General features: G+C 65.9%; 13 protein-coding genes. 3 read left to right on the top strand and 10 right to left on the bottom strand.

From position 1 onward, the window contains the following. Positions 1-4: 4 nt before the first annotated feature. Entirely contained in the window at positions 5-1,474 is a 1,470-nt protein-coding gene (gene hydA / locus CVM73_RS04940) for a dihydropyrimidinase (protein ID WP_100230888.1), read from the bottom strand. Between the two features lie 56 nt (positions 1,475-1,530). Between hydA and CVM73_RS04935 the strand changes: the two genes are divergently transcribed. Beyond that, positions 1,531-2,193, top strand: a complete 663-nt coding sequence (locus tag CVM73_RS04935) for an aspartate/glutamate racemase family protein (RefSeq protein WP_100231123.1) — start codon at positions 1,531-1,533, stop codon at positions 2,191-2,193. Here CVM73_RS04935 and CVM73_RS04930 read toward each other — a convergent pair. The 8 genes from CVM73_RS04930 to CVM73_RS04895 form a co-directional block, all read right to left on the bottom strand. Beyond that, positions 2,190-2,858 carry a flavin reductase family protein gene (locus CVM73_RS04930; RefSeq protein ID WP_100230887.1) on the bottom strand — a complete coding sequence of 223 codons (669 nt, stop codon included), beginning with the start codon at positions 2,856-2,858 and terminating at the stop codon, positions 2,190-2,192. The genes CVM73_RS04935 and CVM73_RS04930 overlap by 4 nt on opposite strands. After that, positions 2,855-3,787, bottom strand: a complete 933-nt coding sequence (locus CVM73_RS04925; RefSeq protein WP_100231122.1) for an N-carbamoyl-D-amino-acid hydrolase — start codon at positions 3,785-3,787, stop codon at positions 2,855-2,857. The genes CVM73_RS04930 and CVM73_RS04925 overlap by 4 nt, the downstream gene beginning before the upstream one ends. A gap of 103 nt (positions 3,788-3,890) precedes the next feature. Then, positions 3,891-5,573, bottom strand: coding sequence for a long-chain-fatty-acid--CoA ligase (locus tag CVM73_RS04920; protein ID WP_100230886.1), 1,683 nt, complete (start codon positions 5,571-5,573; stop codon positions 3,891-3,893). Continuing rightward, on the bottom strand, positions 5,570-6,865 hold the full coding sequence (locus tag CVM73_RS04915) for an aminotransferase class III-fold pyridoxal phosphate-dependent enzyme (RefSeq protein WP_100230885.1): 1,296 nt from the start codon (positions 6,863-6,865) through the stop codon (positions 5,570-5,572). Before CVM73_RS04915 ends, CVM73_RS04920 begins: the two co-directional genes overlap by 4 nt. Before the next feature lie 10 nt (positions 6,866-6,875). Beyond that, positions 6,876-8,450, bottom strand: coding sequence for a hydantoinase B/oxoprolinase family protein (locus CVM73_RS04910; protein WP_167406638.1), 1,575 nt, complete (start codon positions 8,448-8,450; stop codon positions 6,876-6,878). Then, positions 8,447-10,456: a hydantoinase/oxoprolinase family protein gene (locus CVM73_RS04905; RefSeq protein WP_100231121.1), complete on the bottom strand. Its 2,010-nt coding sequence runs from the start codon at positions 10,454-10,456 to the stop codon at positions 8,447-8,449. The genes CVM73_RS04910 and CVM73_RS04905 overlap by 4 nt, the downstream gene beginning before the upstream one ends. 448 nt (positions 10,457-10,904) lie before the next feature. Next, complete coding sequence (gene pdxR / locus CVM73_RS04900; protein WP_245452212.1) at positions 10,905-12,431, bottom strand: MocR-like pyridoxine biosynthesis transcription factor PdxR; 1,527 nt, start codon at positions 12,429-12,431, stop codon at positions 10,905-10,907. Between the two features lie 169 nt (positions 12,432-12,600). Further along, a complete protein-coding gene (locus CVM73_RS04895) occupies positions 12,601-14,034 on the bottom strand; it encodes an NAD-dependent succinate-semialdehyde dehydrogenase (protein ID WP_100231120.1) in 1,434 nt (477 codons plus the stop codon). Positions 14,035-14,237: 203 nt separating this feature from the next. On the opposite strand from CVM73_RS04895, the gene CVM73_RS04890 reads away from it, so the two are divergent. Both CVM73_RS04890 and CVM73_RS04885 read left to right on the top strand, forming a co-directional pair. Then, positions 14,238-15,134 (top strand): AraC family transcriptional regulator, encoded by an 897-nt coding sequence (locus CVM73_RS04890; protein ID WP_245452211.1) that lies wholly within the window; start codon positions 14,238-14,240, stop codon positions 15,132-15,134. Between the two features lie 107 nt (positions 15,135-15,241). Continuing rightward, a complete protein-coding gene (locus tag CVM73_RS04885; RefSeq protein WP_100230883.1) occupies positions 15,242-15,931 on the top strand; it encodes an O-methyltransferase in 690 nt (229 codons plus the stop codon). A 54-nt stretch (positions 15,932-15,985) separates the two neighbouring features. Here the strand turns inward: CVM73_RS04885 and CVM73_RS04880 are convergent, their stop codons facing one another. After that, complete coding sequence (locus CVM73_RS04880) at positions 15,986-17,419, bottom strand: PepSY domain-containing protein (RefSeq protein ID WP_100230882.1); 1,434 nt, start codon at positions 17,417-17,419, stop codon at positions 15,986-15,988. Positions 17,420-17,423: the final 4 nt, after the last annotated feature.

The following is a 17,423-nucleotide window of genomic DNA, read 5'->3' as shown; positions in this document are numbered from 1 at the left end:
ACCGTCACAGCAGTTTTGCTCCAAAATTCCGTTCCGGATCCATGTCGGCGACCAGCCGGCCCGTCGGCTTCGCCGCCTCGCCGCCGCTGCGCGCCAGGAATTTGCCGCTGCCGGCGCTCGCGAGACACTTGTTGCCCTCGATGATCACCCGGCCGCGCGAGAGCACCGACACCGGCCAGCCCGTCAGCTTGCGGCCCGCAAACGGCGTATAGCCGGCGAGATCGTGCATCATCTCATCCGCGATGGTGACCTCGCGATTGGGATCCCAGATCGCGATATCGGCGTCGGCCCCGACCGCGATCGAGCCCTTGCGCGGGTGCAGATTGTAGATCTTTGCCGGCGCCGTCGCGGTCAGCTCGACGAACTTTTCCAGGCCCAGCCGGCCCTTCGACACCATCGCGTCGAACAGCAGCGGCAGCCGCAGCTCCAGCCCGGGCAGGCCGTTGGCGACCTGCTTGAAATTGGGGTTGGGCCCGGCGCGCAGCTTGCCGGTCTCGTCATAGCGGTATGGCGCATGATCCGACGAGATGGTCTGGAGATCGCCGAGCGACAGCGCCTGCCACAACGCTTCCTGATCGGAATGGGTGCGCGGCGGCGGGCTGCACATCCACTTGGCGCCCTCGGAGCCCGGCTTGTCGAGATCGCCAGCGGTGAGGAACAGATATTGCGGACAGGTCTCGGCAAACACCTTCAGCCCCTGCCCGCGCGCGTCGCGGATCACCTTGGCGCCCTCGGCGGTCGAGACATGGAAGATCATGATCGGCTGGTCGATCAACGCCGCCATGCCGATCAGCCGGGTGAAGGCCTCAGCTTCCGACACGCGCGCATGACTGACGGCGTGGTATTTCGGCATGGTGTAGCCGCGCGCGAGCAGCCGCTTCACCATCCAGGCGATGATGCCGTGGTTCTCGGCGTGGGCGCACAGCATCGCGCCGGACTGCCGCGCGGCCAGAAGGATGTCGAGCAAGGGCTCGTCATCGACCTTGAGGCGGTCGTAGGTCATGAAGATCTTGATCGAGGCATGCCCCTGCTTCACCAGCGCCGGAATGTGCTCCTCGACCGTCTCCTTGGTCGCGTCCGCAATGATCATGTGAAAGGCGTAGTCGATCACGGCGCCCTTCTTGGCAAGCGCGTGATAGTCCTCCACGACCTGCGGCAGCTTCATGCCGACATGCTGCGCGGCGAATGGGATCACCGTGGTCGTGCCACCGAACGCGGCAGAGACCGTCGCGCTCTCAAAAGTGTCGGCGTTCATGATGCCGGCGGCCGACAGCTGCTCGATATGGGCGTGGCTGTCGACACCGCCCGGCAGCACCAGCTTGCCGCGCGCATCGATCTCGCGCTTGGCCGCCGGAAGCCCGCGGCCGATCGCCGCGATGGTCTCGCCAGAGATTGCGACGTCGGCCTCGAAGACGTCGGTGGTGGTGGCGACGCGGCCGCCGCGGATGATCAGGTCGTAAGCGGGTTCAGTCATGAGGCACTCCGTGATAGGCTCAAGGCACGTAATCGCAATTTCGCAGGAAGACCATGATGTCCCGGCCGCGCATTCTCGTCATCAACCCGAACTCCAACCCCAAGGTCACGCAAGGGCTGGAGGACGCGTTGAAGCCGCTCGATTTCGAGGGCGGGCCGGAGGTGGTCTGCCAGACGCTGGCCGAGGGTCCATTCGGCATTGAAAGCCAGGCGGACGTCGACAGCGTCGCGATGCCGCTGCGCCGGTTGGTGGAAAGCGACAACAGCTCGGCGGCCTTCGTGATCGCCTGCTACAGCGATCCCGGGCTTCAGGTCTGCCGTGAAGGCACCGACCGGCCCGTGTTCGGCATCGCCGAGTGCGGCGTGCTGACGGCGCTGGCCCGCGCCGAGACGTTCGGCGTCATTGCGATCGCGCAGCGCTCGATCCCGCGGCACATGCGCTATCTCAGGCAGCTGGGACTGACGGAACGCCTCGCCGGCGAGCGGCCGCTCAACATGAGCGTCGCCGAGACGGCGTCCGGCGAAGGCACGCTGGCGAAAATGATCGAGATCGGCCGCGCGCTGCGCGATGAGGACGGTGCCCGCGCCATCGTGATGGGCTGCGCCGGCATGGCGCGCCACCGCCGTCCTCTGGAAGACGCGCTGCGGATTCCCGTGATCGACCCGACACAGGCGGCCGTCACCATGGCGCTGGGTACGGTGCAGTTCTCGGCTCACTAGGCGTCCTTCAGCTCTTTGGCACCCTGGCGCCCGAGCCATTGCGCGTGGCTCTCGCGGACAAGCGCAAACGTATCCCGCTGCGTGGTGTAGAGATTGCCGAACATGCGGCCGATCGGCCGGTAGGCATCGAGATCGACGTACATGTTGGCGGTATCGACGAGGCCTTCACGGGCGTGAACCCGCAAGACCTCGCCGACCAGGAGCTCGCGATCCGGCGAGAAGTTCAGCACGACATGGCGCCGGCATTCCAGCGCAAAGGGCGCGGCAGCAAGACGCGGCACCTTCACATCGACCGAGGGAAGCGTCGCCAGGCCCGTTGCGGCGACCTCGCTGTCGCCGGAGGGGAAATCGACCGCGCAGTCGTTCATCGCGACCGACAGCGCCTCGTCCGCCATGTGCACAACGAACTCGCCGTCGCGATGGATGTTGCGGGTGGTGTCCTTCGGCGAGTGATCCGGCTTGTGCTGGAGCCCGAGCACGATCAACGCGGGGTTTTCCGAGAACACGTTGAAGAAGCTGAACGGTGCGGCATTCACCGCGCCGTTCTCGTCCAGCGTCGTCACCAGCGCGATCGGGCGCGGCACGACCACGCCGCAGAGCAGCTTGTAGCGATCGCGCGGATCCAGCTCACGCAGTGATATGCCCTCGTCCGCCATCGGCGTCATTTCTCCGGCGGCGGCACCGCGCCGGTCTGGCTGGTGATCAGGCCGTAATGCTCGATGCGGCGATGCCGGGCGAAATCGAAGATCGTGGTCTTGCCGAAGGTGGTGGCATCGAGGTCGCAGGCGTGGACCAGAACCTCGTCGCCCTCCGTCTTCGCCTCGGCCACGATCTCGCCATTGGGATCGACGATCAGGCTGCCGCCGAACAGCGGATGGCCGTCCTCATTGCCGGCCTTGGCCACCGCGACCACCCAGGTCGCATTCTGGTAGGCGCCGGCCTGCACCGAGAGGCGATTGTGGAACAGGCGCTTCTCGACGCCCTCCTCGCTCTTCTCCGCGTTGACGGAAGGCGTGTTGTAGCCGATCAGCACCATCTCGACGCCCTGCAAGCCCATGACGCGATAGGTCTCGGGCCAGCGGCGATCGTTGCAGATCGCCATGCCGATGATGCCGCCCAGCTCGCGCCAGACCTTGAAGCCGAGGTCGCCCGGCTCGAAATAGCGCTTCTCCAGGTGCTGGTGCGAACGCTTGGTGTCATACTCGACATGGCCGGGCAGATGGACCTTGCGATATTTTCCGACGATCCTGCCGGACTTGTCGGTCAGGATCGCGGTGTTGAAATGATGACCGTCCGGCGTCAGCTCCGCATAGCCGAAATTCATTGCCATCCCGTGCTGCGCCGCGCGCTCGAACAGCGGCCTTGTCGCCGCGTTGGGCATCTCGCGGTCGAACCAGATGTCGAATTCGGAGCGGTCCTCGACATACCAGCGCGGGAAGAACGTCGTGAGCGCCAGTTCCGGATAGACGATCAGGTCGGCGCCTTTTGCTTTCGCCTCGTCCATCAGCGCGATCATGCGCGTGACCACGGCCTCGCGGCTGTCGGCTTTCTGGATCGGGCCCATCTGGGCGGCGGCGACATTGACGATGCGCATCAGCGAATTCCTGGTGATCTCTCGGGGGAAGCGGCGGCTATAGGGATGTTCGGGCGCTTGCAGCATAACGCAGCCTCGCACCGCTTTTCCAGCCAAGCAGCTTTCATGCCGTCCGCCCCCATTCGGCATCCTGCAAAAGGCGCCAGTTGATCTTGTTGCTGGCGGTGCGCGGCAGGGACTCGACGAAGACCACGGCGCGCGGCGCCTTGTAGCTCGCCATCGCGCCGCGCGCCCAGCCGACGATGTCGTCCGCCGACGTCGTCGCGCGCGCGGTTTCATCCAGCACCACCAGCGCCTTGACGGTCTCACCACGGTAATCGTCCGGCGCCGAGACGATGCAGCACTCGCGGATGGCGCGGTTCTGGTACATCGCGGCCTCGACCTCCGCCGGCCAGACCTTGAAGCCGCTGACATTGATCATCCGCTTCAGGCGGTCGACCGCGAAGAAATAGCCTTCGGCATCGCGATAACCGAGATCGCCCGTGCGCAGGAACCGCTTACCGTCGCGTTCGATGAAGGCTTCGGCATCCGCCTGCGGCCTGTTCCAGTAACCTTGCAGCACCTGCGGCCCATGCACGATGATCTCGCCGACCACGTTGTCATCGAGCTCGATCAGGCTCTCGGGATCGACGACCCTGGCGTCGGTCTCCTGCACGGCGATGCCGAGGCACTGCCGCTTCGGCGCGGCCATCGGATTGAGGTGCGTCGGCGACATCGTCTCGGTCATGCCGTAGCCCTCGACGAAATCGAGACCGAACCGCCCCTTGAGCCGTTCGGCGACGGCTGTCGGCATCGCCGCGCCGCCGCCAGTCAGCACCTTGAGTTTCGCAAAGCATTTATCGCGGAAACTGGCGCTGGCGAGCACATCCACGATCATGGTCGGCGCGGCGTTCCAGAACGTCACGCCGTAGGTCTCGAACAGGTCCGGCAGCAGATCCTTGTCCCAGCGCGCCATCAGCAGCAGCGTGGCGCCGGTGACGATGGCGGCATTCATCGAGCCCTGCATGCCCGCGACATGGAACAGCGGCATGAATCCGGTCATCACGTCGCTGCCATCGAGCCCATACCAGCGCGCCTGCAACACCGCGGTGAACAGCGCGCTGCGATGGGTATGCATGCAGGCCTTGGGCTTGCCCGTCGTGCCCGACGTATAGGGCAGGATCATGAGATCGTCCGGCCCTGCCTCCATCGCACCCGGCTGCAAGCCTTGCGCGATCGCGGGCGACCAGGAATACCAGCCCGGCGATGGCGGTATCTCCGAGGGCGCCTCAGTCACGCACGACGGCAGCGTATAGGGCGTCGCGGCTGGAACCTCGTCGCGATACTGCGCGACGATTGCATGCGCAATGGCATCGCCGACCAGCGGCGTAAACACGTCGCTCAGCTCGCTGCCGATGATCGCGACCCTGGCGCCGCTGTCTGCGGCGAGATACGCGATCTCGCTCGTCTTGTTCATGGGGTTGACCGGCACGATCACCGCATCCGTCCGCATCACCGCATAATAGGCGATGACATATTGCGGCGAGTTCTGCAGCGCGATCATGACGCGATCGCCGCGCTTGATGCCGCAAACGAGTTGCAGGAAGCCAGCCATGGCATCGACACGGTCGTGCAGCTCGGCGTAGCTCAGGCTCGCGCCGTAAAACACCGTCGCCGGATGGGAAGGCCGCGCTTGCGCAGCACGTGCCAAGGCATCGTACAACGTCCCCTCCGGCATCGCCAGACGCCAGGGCTGATCCGCCGGCCAGGCCGGCGAGCGACGAGGTGCTGCGTGATCCGGGCTCACCCGTGCTCCTCGTCGGCGATATCGAGGCCGTGGTCGAGCGCATCGAGCAGCAGCGCAGCCTCGCGCTCGGAGATCACCAGCGGCGGTGCCAGGAACAGCGAGGTCTGCTCGCCGCTGGTGCCGATTACCGCGCCAGCCTCCAGCGCGCGCTCCGCCACGCGCGAGGCGATCGGCACCTCGGCGGTGTCGGCGTGCCAGCTGCGCCAGTCAGGCCCGTGCAGCTCCACCGTCCAGTGCAGCCCCTGCCCGGCCACGCGCCGCACGCTTGGGTGCCTTTGCGCGATCGCCAGCAGGCGGCGGGTGAACAGCTTCTCCAGATCTTGGACGTGCTCCAGAATCTTCTCGTCATTAACGACCTTCAGGTAGGCGCTGACGGCGGCCATGCTGATCGGATGACCGCGCAGCGTTCCGTAGTTCTGCCAGCTCGTGCCCTTGAGCCGCTCGACGATCTCTTTCGACACCACGACCGCAGCGACCGCCGCGGCACCGCCGCCGAGCGACTTGCCGAGCGTGACGATGTCGGGGCGGCTTTGCGCGCCCTGGAAAGCGAACCAACGTCCCGCGCGACCGGCGCCGGTGACGACCTCGTCCGCGATCCAGTATGAGCCGGCCTGCCGCGCACAGCGCGCCACCTCGTCCTGATAGGCGCCGTCGTAGTAGATGCCGCCTTGGGTGTAGTCGATGATCGTTGCCGCCGTCTCCGAGAGCAGGCGCGTGGCATCGGCGAGATATTCGCTCGGCGGCGTATTGTTGGCCGGCGCGCCATAGATCGCGCCATCCGGCGCCGGAAGAATCCGCACCGGCGCCATCGGTGCCGGCAGCTTCGAGCCGCCTGAGTGCACCGCAAGTCCACCGTGCCATTGCGGCTGCACCGTCATGCTGCGCGACAGGCCGGTGATGCCGTGATAGGCGCGCTCGCGCGTTGCCAGCGCCGAGCGCTGCGTCAGCGCCTGGCACAGCGACAGCGCCATGTCGTTGGCCTCGCTGCCACTGATGCAGAAACGCACCGCGCCGACCCAATCCTCTTCGCCCGCGAACGCGGTGGCCATCAGATCGTCGGCGGCCTGCTCCCGGCCAACCCAGGTCCAACCCTCGTTGACGACAGGCGTATCCGCCGCGCGGCGGATCGCCTCCACCATCGCGGGATGACGATGACCGAGACCGCCGCCGGTGTTGCTGCCGTCGATCAGCTTGCGGCCATCCGCGAGATGAAAGTAGACGCCCTCGCCGCCGACCACGGCCATCGGCGCGGCGTCGCCCGCATTCAGCCCGGTCCGCAACAATCTGCTCATTGCAATCCCCTCACTTAGCAGCGCCGTAACCGCCGCCGCCACACATCTCGATCGTGACGAGATCGTCTTGCTGCAGCACCAGGTTCGACTTGCCGTCGATGGCGACGTTCGCGCCCTGCCTGACCAGCGAGATGCGGCAGGCCTTGCCGGGATAGCCGCCCTGCATCCCCCAGGGCGCAATCACCATGCGCTCGATGCAGGTGGTCAGGTGCATCGACGGCGCCAGGATGCGGTAGGTGCGGACCGAGCCGTCACCACCACGATGCGCTCCCGCGCCGCCGGAGTGCCGGCGAATGGCCTGCTGCTCCAGGCGGATCGCGTAATTCGCCTCGATCACCTCGACCGGCGTGTTAGAGGTGTTGGACAGATGCACCCGCGTCGCGGCGGTGCCGGCCCGATTGTGCCGCGCGCCTTCGCCGCCGCCATGGACTTCATACAGCATCCTCCATGACCCGTTCTGCCGCGGCTCGGCGAAGAACAGCACGCCCGCGGTGGTCGCTCCGCCCGCCGACAGACGCTCGGGAATGGTGTCCTGCATCGCGCGGAAAATCGCATCGACGATGCGCATGGAGGTCTCGTGGTTGCCGGCGGCGACCGACGCAGTCCAGCCCGGCTCGAGGATCGACCCTGGGCGCGTGATGATGGTCAGAGGCCGCAGCGCGCCCGCGTTCTGAGTCATATCGCGCCCGCTCATGATGCGCGCGGCGTAAGCGACAGCCGAGCGTGCCATGAACGGCGTCGTGTTGCAGAAATTCGAGACGCGGTCGCAGCTTCCGGAGAGGTCGAAGGTCGCCTCGTCACCGCGAATGGTGATCTTCACATGGATGCGCGCCGGCGCGTTGTTGTCGCTGCCGTCGTCGAGGTAGTCCTCGCCCTCATAGACGCCATCCGGAAGATCGCGCAGCGCCTCGCGCATCTCGATTTCGGAGAGATCGTGCAGGCGTGACTGCGTCGCCATGAAAACGGCCTTGCCGTGCTCGCGGCAAAGCTCGACGATGCGCTTCTCGCCAGCCTTGGTCGCTGCGATCTGGGCGAGGAGATCGCCCTCGCAGGATTCGGCATCGCGAACGTTGGCCTTGAGCAGCTGCACGATCGGCGCGTTGACGCCGGCTCCAGTCGCGATCAGCACCGGCGGAATGCGCAGCGCCTCCTGGAACGTGTCGACGGCCTTGGCGAAATAGCTGCCGGGCCAGGTGCCGCCGATGTCGGGCCAGTGCGCGAGGCTGACCGCGAACGCGACGATCTCGCCCTCGAAGAAGACGGGACGCACGACCTTGACGTCGTTGAGGTGATTGCCGCCGAGCGCGCCGACATTGTAGATCACCACATCGCCATCGTTCAGGCCGTCACGCGGCATCACCTTCAGCAGCTCTGGGATGGTGTAGGCCATCGCACCGAGATGGATCGGGATGTCGCGGCCCTGCCCGACCAGGCCGCCATGGCCGTCGGTGATCGCGGACGAGAGGTCGCCGGCCTCGCGCAAGAGCGGCGAGCGCGCCGAGCGCGTCATCACGAGACTCATTTCCTCGGCCGCGGCGGAGAGCCCGTGCCGGATGACCTCGACGACGAATGGATCGAGCTTCATGCCGCCCTCCGCGTCAGGAACAGGTTGCCGGCGGTATCGGGCTTTGCCTGCCACCCCGGCGGCACAACCACCGTCGACCACGCGTCTTCGATGATGGCCGGACCGCTGACGGTCTCCGTGAGCGCGGCGCGGTCGATGATTGCGGTTGCGATGTCATGGAAGCCGTCGAACGAGCAGATGCGCGTGCCCGTAGACACGGCCCTCACGGCCGTCGCCGGCCGGCTCACGACGGTCGTCGACGGGCGCCGCGCCTGCACCCGCACGGATTCGATGACGCAGGGCTCGCCGGTCGCATAGCCGAACAGCTCGTGATGCCGCGTCAGGAAGTCATCCTTCAACCGTGGGACATCGAGCGGCAGCGTGAAGGACACTGGGATGGCATCGTTCTGCGCCGCATAGCGCATCAAGGCCACCAGCTCGACCTGGATCTCCGCCTTCGCAACACCATTGGCGAGAAGCGGCGCCGAGGCATCGTCGATCAACGTCCCGATACGTTCCGATACGCGCGCATGATCGATGCCGTCGAGCGCGGCGCGAAGCGTCTGTTGCTGCAGGAAGCTGAAATCGGCCGTGAGACAGCCCAGCGCCGAGAATGCGCTCGACGCGCTCGGCACGACGACCTCTGCGATCCCGTAGAGATCGGCAAGACCGGCGGCATGCATCGGGCCGCCGCCGCCGAAGGCGAGCAGCGTGCAGTCGCGTCCGTCGATGCCGCGCTCGACCGTGACGCGGCGGAGCGCACGGGCCATGGTCGCGTTCGCGACCTTGATGATGCCGAGCGCTGTTTCGGTGAGGCTCAGTCCGAGCGCGCGCGCGATCGGCTCGATGACACGCCTGGCGCGCTCAATGTCGATGCCGATGCGGTCCCCGAGCTTGGTCTCGGGATTGAGATAGCCAAGCACGGCATTGGCATCCGTGATGGTCGGCTCATGGCCGCCGCGGCCGTAGCAGGCCGGCCCCGGCTCGGAGCCGGCGCTTTCCGGCCCGACCGTGAGGCCACCAGGACCGTTGCGGACGATCGATCCGCCGCCCGCGCCGATGGAATGCACCGCGAGCATCGGCTGGCGCAGCGGCTTGTCGCCGAGCATGCGGCCGTCGGTCATCTCGGCCTGGCCGTCGACGATCAGGCACACGTCGGTCGTGGTGCCGCCCATGTCGAAGGTCAGCATCCGCGAGCTGCCGAGCTGGCGTGCAATGCTGACGGAAGCCGAGACGCCGGCCGCGGGGCCCGACATCGCCATCACCAGCGGCCGCCGCTTCACCGCGGAGATCGGGATCATGGCGCCGGCGGAATGAAACACCTGCAAGCCGGGTCCGATCGGCAGCCGCTGCTCCAGCTCGCTGAGATATTCGACCGCGATCGGCATCGCGGCGGCGTTGAACACCGTCGCCGAAGTCCGCTCATATTCGCGTGCCTCGGGGTTGACCTCGTGCGACAGCGAGACATGGGCGACGACGTCCTTGAGGCGCTCGCCGAGCATCTTCTCGTTGACTGGATTGGCATAAGCGTGAAGGAGAGCGACCGCGACGCTCTGAACGCCAGTCTCCTTCAGCCACGCCACCAGACGCTCGATCTCCGCCTCCTCCAGCGCCTTCAGTACCTGACCCTCGTGATCGAGGCGCTCGGCAAGCCCGAAGCAGCGTTCGGGCGGAACCAGCGGCGGCGATTTCGGGGGAATGTCGAGACGGTAGAGATCGCGGCGGCGATAGCGCGCGATCTCCAGCACGTCGGCAAAGCCTTCGGTCGCGACCAGCGCAACCTTCGGCAACCGGCCTTCGACGATCGCGTTGGTAACGCGCGTGGTGCCATGGACGAAGCGCTTGACCTCGCTCTTGCGCAGGCCCACTGCCTCGATCGCCTCCAGCATCGCCTGGACCGGCGCGTCGGGGCGCGACGGCACTTTTGCGATCCGGGCCTCCGCGGAATCAAGTCGGATGGCGATGATATCGGTGAAGGTGCCACCGATATCGGTGCCGACTTCCCAGTGATTTTCGAAAGCGCTCATGTGCGGGGGCAGCTACGCGTGACGTCCGAACCGGACGCCGGGTCCTTCCCGTCCACCGCCAACTCGAATGCCGAACCGAGAGCGCTCATCATGCATCCCCTGTCATGCCATCGTCTGCGAGCGTGCGACAGAGCGGTGGCCCTCCGATAGGGCCAGAGTTGTCGCAATTCGCTGGGCCAGCAAGCAGCTGGCGCAGCGCACCTCACAACCGGATGCACGTTTTGGTGCAGCGATGCCTGCACAGACAGCACGTGAGCGCGCGCCGTTCCACGCCAAAAACGTGCACCGCACCACGGATTTCTCTGAGCAAATCGCGATGTCTGTTGCACCGCAATCCGAGCCGCCGAAATCAGCTGTCTAATTTGCAGGCGATCAATCGGCAGCGCCGGATATCGGGGTGCCTATGAGCTATGCACATTAGTCGGCTCAGCCTCTCTTTATTGTACGATCAGTAAGAGAGCGTGTTCGCGGGGTTGGATGGTGCGCTGCGAGAAGCGCCGCCGATGCAGGCTGCGATTCTGGCAAGCAACGGAGCGGCATCCTCGACGCGCAGCCGGCCGTAGCCGAACACCAGGCCTTGCCGCGTCGGCCGTTCCAGGAAATTCTGCGACAGCGGTTGCAGGTGGATGCCGGCCTCCTTCAAGACCGCGGCCGCCTCGCGATCGCTCATCCGCGCCTGCATTGCGTCGGTGAACAGCGCCACCAGGTGCAGGCCGGTGACGGCGGAGGACACCGTCAGATCGTCCGGCATCAGCGCGCCGATCGCATCGATCAGCGCCTTGCGCCTGCTCGCATAGACCCGCCGCATGGCGCGCAGATGGCGCAACAGATGCCCTTCCCGCATGAATTCCGCCAAAGCGAGCTGCCCGATGCCGGAGGTGTGCACGTCGATGCGCGCGCGACCCTTGGTGAATCCTGCGATGAAATGCCTGTTCGCGACGAGATATCCGAGCCGCAGGTTCGGCATCATGATTTTCGAGAAGGTGCCGAAATAGATCACCCGGCCCTCGCGATCGAGCGAGCGCAGCGAGGCAATCATGCTGTCCTGGTGCCTGAACTCCGAATTGTAGTCATCCTCGATCACCCAGATGTCGTTCTTGTTCGCCCAGTCGAGAAGCTCGAGCCGCCGCTCCAGGCCCATGCTGACGCCGAGCGGATATTGATGCGACGGCGTGACCACGATCAGCCGTGCGCGTGGCGCGCGACGGATTCCTTCCGAGACGACGAGGCCCTTGTCGTCGACCGGAATCGGAACGAGCTTTGCGCCCGCGGCCGTCAACGCCCAGCGCGCCTCGATGAAGCCGGGCTCCTCGACCCAGACCTCGTCGCCGGGATCGAGGATCATCCGGCTGCAGAAATCCAGTGCCCCCGACGTGCCGGAGGTGACGACGACCTCTTCCGGCGAGCAAACGAGACCGCGCACGGAGCCGAGGAAGTTCGCGATCTCGCTTCGCAAACGCGGATGGCCTTCAGGCGGCAGATCGAGACACTCCTGCTCTCTTGGATTCTGCCAGGCCTGGCGCAGCAGGCGCGACCAGTCCTTGAACGGGAACGTCGAAATGTCGGGGGCGCCAGGTGCGAACACGGACGGCCAGTTGGTCTCGTAATCCAGGCCGAGCAGCGATCGCCAGCGCTCCGACATGTGGGCGGGCTTGATCGCAGGCGACGTGGTGGAAGGCGGCTCCGCATGCGGGGCCGCGACGGACGCCACCATGACGGCACCGCGCGGAGTCGATTCAAGGTAGCCTTCGGCGTAGAGCAGATCCCAGGCGGTCAGCACCACCGTGCGCGAACAGCCCAGTTCGCGCGCAATCTCGCGCGAGCCCAGAAACTGCGTTCCGGCCGGAAAGACGCCGCGCAGGATGCCATCGCGGATGTGAGCCGCGATCTGCAAATGCAGCGGCACGGCCGAGGTCCGGTCGATATGCATCCCCGCCAGGGACACGCGCTTGCTGGGGTGACGGCTGTTGTCCATGTCCCGCCCGTCAGGCAACGCAAGAGATCGTAGCCCGGATGAGCGAAGCGACATCCGGGAATCCAGCCGCGGTTGTCCCGGGTATCGCTTCGCTCACCCGGGCTACGCGAGCACTCTCACCATTGTTCCGGGGCGCGTCGCGCGCCCCGGAACGACACCGCATCTGTCTTTACGCGCTCGCCTGGGTCACGAACTTCGTGTTGAGGTAACCCTCGATCGCCTCGAGGCCGCCTTCGGAGCCGTAGCCGGAATCCTTGATGCCGCCGAACGGCACTTCGGGCAGCGCGAGACCGTGATGGTTGATCGAGACCATGCCACTCTCGATGTCGGCACCGATGGCCTGCATCGTCTTGGTCGAAGTGGTGTAGGCATAGGCCGCCAGGCCGTAAGGCAGACGGTTGGCCTCGGCCACCACCTCGTCATAGCTGCGGAAGGACGTGATTGGGGCAAGAGGTCCGAACGGCTCCTCGTTCATGATGCGGGCATCGCGCGGCACATCGGTGATCACCGTGGGCTCGAAGAAGAAGCCTTCGTTGCCGATGCGCTTGCCGCCGGCCTTGACCTTGGCGCCGCGCTGGACCGCGTCGGAGACCAGACCTTCCATCGCATCGACACGGCGCGGATTCGCCAGCGGTCCCATGCGGGTGTCCTTGTCGAGGCCGTTGCCGACCTTGAGGCCCTTGGCGACCGCCACGAACTTGTCGACGAAGGGCTCGTAGACGCTCTCATGCACCAGGAAGCGCGTCGGCGAGACGCAGACCTGGCCGGCGTTGCGGAACTTGTTGGCCGACAGGATTTTTGCGGCGTTGTCGAGATCGGCGTCCGCGAACACGATCGCCGGCGCATGGCCGCCGAGCTCCATGGTGACGCGCTTCATGTGCAGGCCCGCGAGCGCCGCCAGATGCTTGCCGACGGCGGTCGAGCCGGTGAAGCTGATCTTGCGGATGATCGGATGCGGAATGAGATATTCCGACACTTCGGCCGGCACGCCGAACACGAGTTGAACGACGCCGGGGGGAATGCCCGCGTCGGCATAGGCGCGCACCAGCTCCATGCAGCTTGCAGGCGTCTCTTCCGGTCCCTTGACGATGATCGAGCAGCCGGCGGCGAGCGCGGCCGAGATCTTGCGCACCGCCTGGTTGATCGGGAAATTCCAGGGCGTGAACGCCGCGACCGGGCCGACCGGCTCCTTGGTCACGAGCTGGGAGACGTTGCCCATCCGCGGCGGCACGATGCGGCCATAGGCGCGGCGTGCTTCTTCCGCGAACCAGTCGATGAGGTCGCCGGCCAGCATGGTCTCGCCCTGCGCTTCCACCACCGGCTTGCCCTGCTCCATGGTCATCACGGGCGCGATCTCGGCGGCGCGCGAGCGGATGATATCGGCCGCTTTCCGCATCAGCTTGTAGCGGTCGAATGGCGAGGTCTTGCGCCAGATGTCGAAGCCAGCCTTGGCCGCCTCCAGCGCGCGATCGAGATCCGCCCTCGAGGCGTGCGGGGTCTTGCCGATCGGCTGGCCGGTGGCGGGATTGAGGATGTCCTCCGACTTGCCGGACGACCCATCGGTCCACTCGCCGGCGACGAACATTTGAACTTTCGGGTACATCCGTGCTGCCTCCTGCATGATTTCGGTCGTCGGCGAGACCAGCGCCCGCCGTTTCAAGCCGGCGCAGAGCTACACCGAAAGGCGGCCGGCGAAAAGGGATCAATGATGCGGCAGCAAGGCATCGCTGATCCCCTCACCTGCCATGATCACGGAGGCCCTCGGGAATGGCCTGTTAGAACCAATCGAGACTGGCGCATGTCGCATTGAAAGTCGACAGCCCGGTCTCGATATTGCCGGAGCCAGCCCAGTCGTCATCGGATCGACCATCACCCACCACGCCCTTCTTCCGACTCAACGAAGACGATCTTCGTCCCGATGACGCGGTCGATTTCGACCCGGAGGACGTGCCGCGCGCCATCGCCGCCTTCGGCGGCGAGATGATTACCAAGGGCACGAAGCTTGCCATGCACACCCATTGCAAGGACGAGCTCGTCCTGACCTTGCGGGGCGTCGTCCGCTGCGAGGCCGGGCCGGGCGTCTGGATCGTGCCGCCGCGCTGTGGGCTGTGGATTCCCCGAAATGTCCCCCACAGTGTCAGCGTCGCCGGAAACGTCGAGGTGTATTGCCTGTTCGTCGAACCGGGTGCAGTGCCGAGGCTGCCTCGGCAATGCTGCACGCTGTCGATCTCGCCGCTGCTGGAACGTCTGCTGGTGCACGTCACCCGGATGCCGGCCCTGTACGATGTCGACGGCCCCGACGGACGGATCGCAACCGTGCGACTCGACCAGCTGGCGCTGGCGCCCGCCGAAGAGCTGAGCTTCCCAATGCCGGCCGATGCCCGGCTGCGCAGGATCGCGAGTGCGATGATCGCCGATCCGTCCGACCGCGCGACGATCGACGAGTGGGCCAGCCGCATGGCCGTCGCGCCGCGGACCCTGACCCGCATCCTGCAACGCGAGACCGGCATGAGCTTCGGCCGCTGGCGCCAGCAACTCCACATCCTGATTGCGCTTCAGCGCCTCGACCGGGGAGCGTCGGTGCACGCCGTGGCACTCGATCTCGGCTATGAGAGCGCGAGCGCCTTCGTCACCATGTTCCGCAAGGCCCTGGGCAAGCCGCCCGCGCGGTACCTCGCGGAGCGCCGCGTCCGAACGCACTGACCGGAAATCGCAATCGATTGTCCCGTTCGCGGAATGCGGCCGGCAGACCGATCTCGTATTCAGGCTCCGAGGCCCGTCCGCGGGCGCATTTTCCGGAGCCGAGAAACATGGATTCCCTCAGCCGCGGCCTTGTCGCCGACGTTCTCCTTCGTCTTCATCGGGAAGCGGAGGCGACCGATGCGCCGCTGATGCAAGCCATGGGCGAAGCAACCGATCATCAGAGCACCATCAGTCACTTCATCGAAGCCGAGACCAGGGATCTCGCAGGGGTCTATCGCGGGCTCGCGGACAATTTCCTGAATGTCTCTCCCGAATTCGGACGGTTTCTCTATCTCTGTGCCCGCGCCTGCAAGGCGACGTGCATCGTGGAGTTCGGCTCTTCGATGGGGATTTCCGCCATCTACATGGCCGCCGCCTTGCGCGACATGAGCGGCGGCCGCCTGATCGGGACCGATCTCGAGCCCGCCAAGATCGCGCGTGCACGCGTCAACCTCGCTGCCGCAGGGCTCGACGACCTGGTCGAATTTCGCGTCGGCGATGCTCGCGAGACCCTCAAAGCCGGCGTCGGCGGCGACATCGACATGGTGATGCTCGACGGCGCGTTCACGCTCTATCTTCCCATCCTGAAGCTGCTCGAGCCCCACCTGAAGCGCGGCGCAGTGATCATTGGCGAGAACGCGTTTGCGGAAGGCGCGGGCTATCTCGACTACGTGCGCGATCCGCAGAATGGCTATCTTTCGCTGCCGCTGCCGTTCAATCCGGGTCGCGGCAACGAACTCACGATCAGGCCCAGGTAGTTCGCGCCGCGGCCTCAGGGGCACAGCAACCTGCGGCGCAGGCCGCCGGCCGGTTTAACCAACGAAGGAGAGACGCAAGCGCCGCCAGCCGATGACGATGCCGGTGACGGAGAACAGCAGTCCGAGTGCGCACAGCCCGACGATCACGACATCGCGCAGACGCGGATGCGCCATGAGGACTGGAAAATCCAGCGTGTGCAGCGCGCCGTAAAACCAGCGATAGGCCCGCCGCGACGGATCGAGCCTTTGCAGCACGCTCCCGTCGGCGCCGTCGATGTCGAACCAGAGGTCGCCGCAGCGCGAGCGGTAGACCGGCGCGCCCGGGATGGTGGATTGCGCGGGATAGTCGTCGTTGCCGGCAAGTACGATCGGTGCGGCGCAGCCAGCCGCAACGCGCGCCGTCAGCTGCTGGATCTCGTGCACATCCAAAAATCCCGTTGGTCCAACGCGGGGGGCATCCCCTGCCTTGACCAAGGCCTGAGCGGCAAGGCCAACCCGATCGTGCCGATAGAGATTTCCGTTGAAGGCGAACCATTCAATTTCACGCGTCGATAGCGAGACCGACCGCCGATCGAGCGATGAGGCAATCGTCCAATTTGGCGAAGCGTTGATCACGCCGGCTTCGGCCGCGGTCAGTTGCCCGCGCGAGAACAGCCGCCCGTGATCCATCGAGAGCCAGCCACTGAAGATCCAGGTCAGGACGAACGTCGTCGCCGCAAGACCAATGAGATGATGCAGGGCGTGCCAGCCACGATAAGGCGAGGACATCTGATACCCATGCAGTTTCACCCGCACGATCCCGAGCACCGCGCCAAGCACCGCCGCGATCAGAGCCAACAGCGACAGCGTCCAGACCACGCGATCCCACAGCGACCAATTGCTCCTCAAGACGGTCGGATAGATCCAGTGCAGCACGCTGCCGACGAGATTCCAGCGCCGCTCGCTTCGCGTCGTATCCAGCACGACCTCGCCGGTGCGCGACGAGACATAGACCTCCGTTCCCGCGACATCGCCGAGGGCAACCCGAAACAAGGGCCGATGGCGATCGAAGCCGTTCGGCACGATCCATTGGTCATAATCCGAGCGCGCAACGATCTTGGCGCGCGCGGCATCGAGGCCGCGGCTTCGGGCGTGATCCCGCGCGATGGCCAGCGCGACATCGAAAGACGCGACCGAAGCGTCGGCCCCATCGGAGGCGCGGAATGCGCCCGCGCGCGACGGCCCCGAAACGATATAGACCGGTCCGTCGCTCCGCTGGATCAGCCGCACGCGCGTGGCGTCCGCGATCCCGCTCGCTGCCACGGCGTCTCCGACCGAAATCCTGATCTCGCTGGGATCCACCGGCGCGAGTCCGGCAAATCGCTCCGCTTCCATCAGCGACGGAAACGGAACGAAGTGCATCACGATCCCGCTCGCGAACCACATCGCGAACAGCAGGCAGAACGCGATCCCGAGCCAGCGGTGCGAGAGGACGACCGCGCCCATCATCGGT

It is taken from the genome of Bradyrhizobium forestalis, assembly GCF_002795245.1.
In the GTDB taxonomy this organism is placed as follows: Bacteria; Pseudomonadota; Alphaproteobacteria; order Rhizobiales; family Xanthobacteraceae; genus Bradyrhizobium; species Bradyrhizobium forestalis.
The sequence above is the reverse complement of the archived record's forward strand: the minus strand, read 5'-3'. Positions and strand labels throughout refer to the sequence as shown.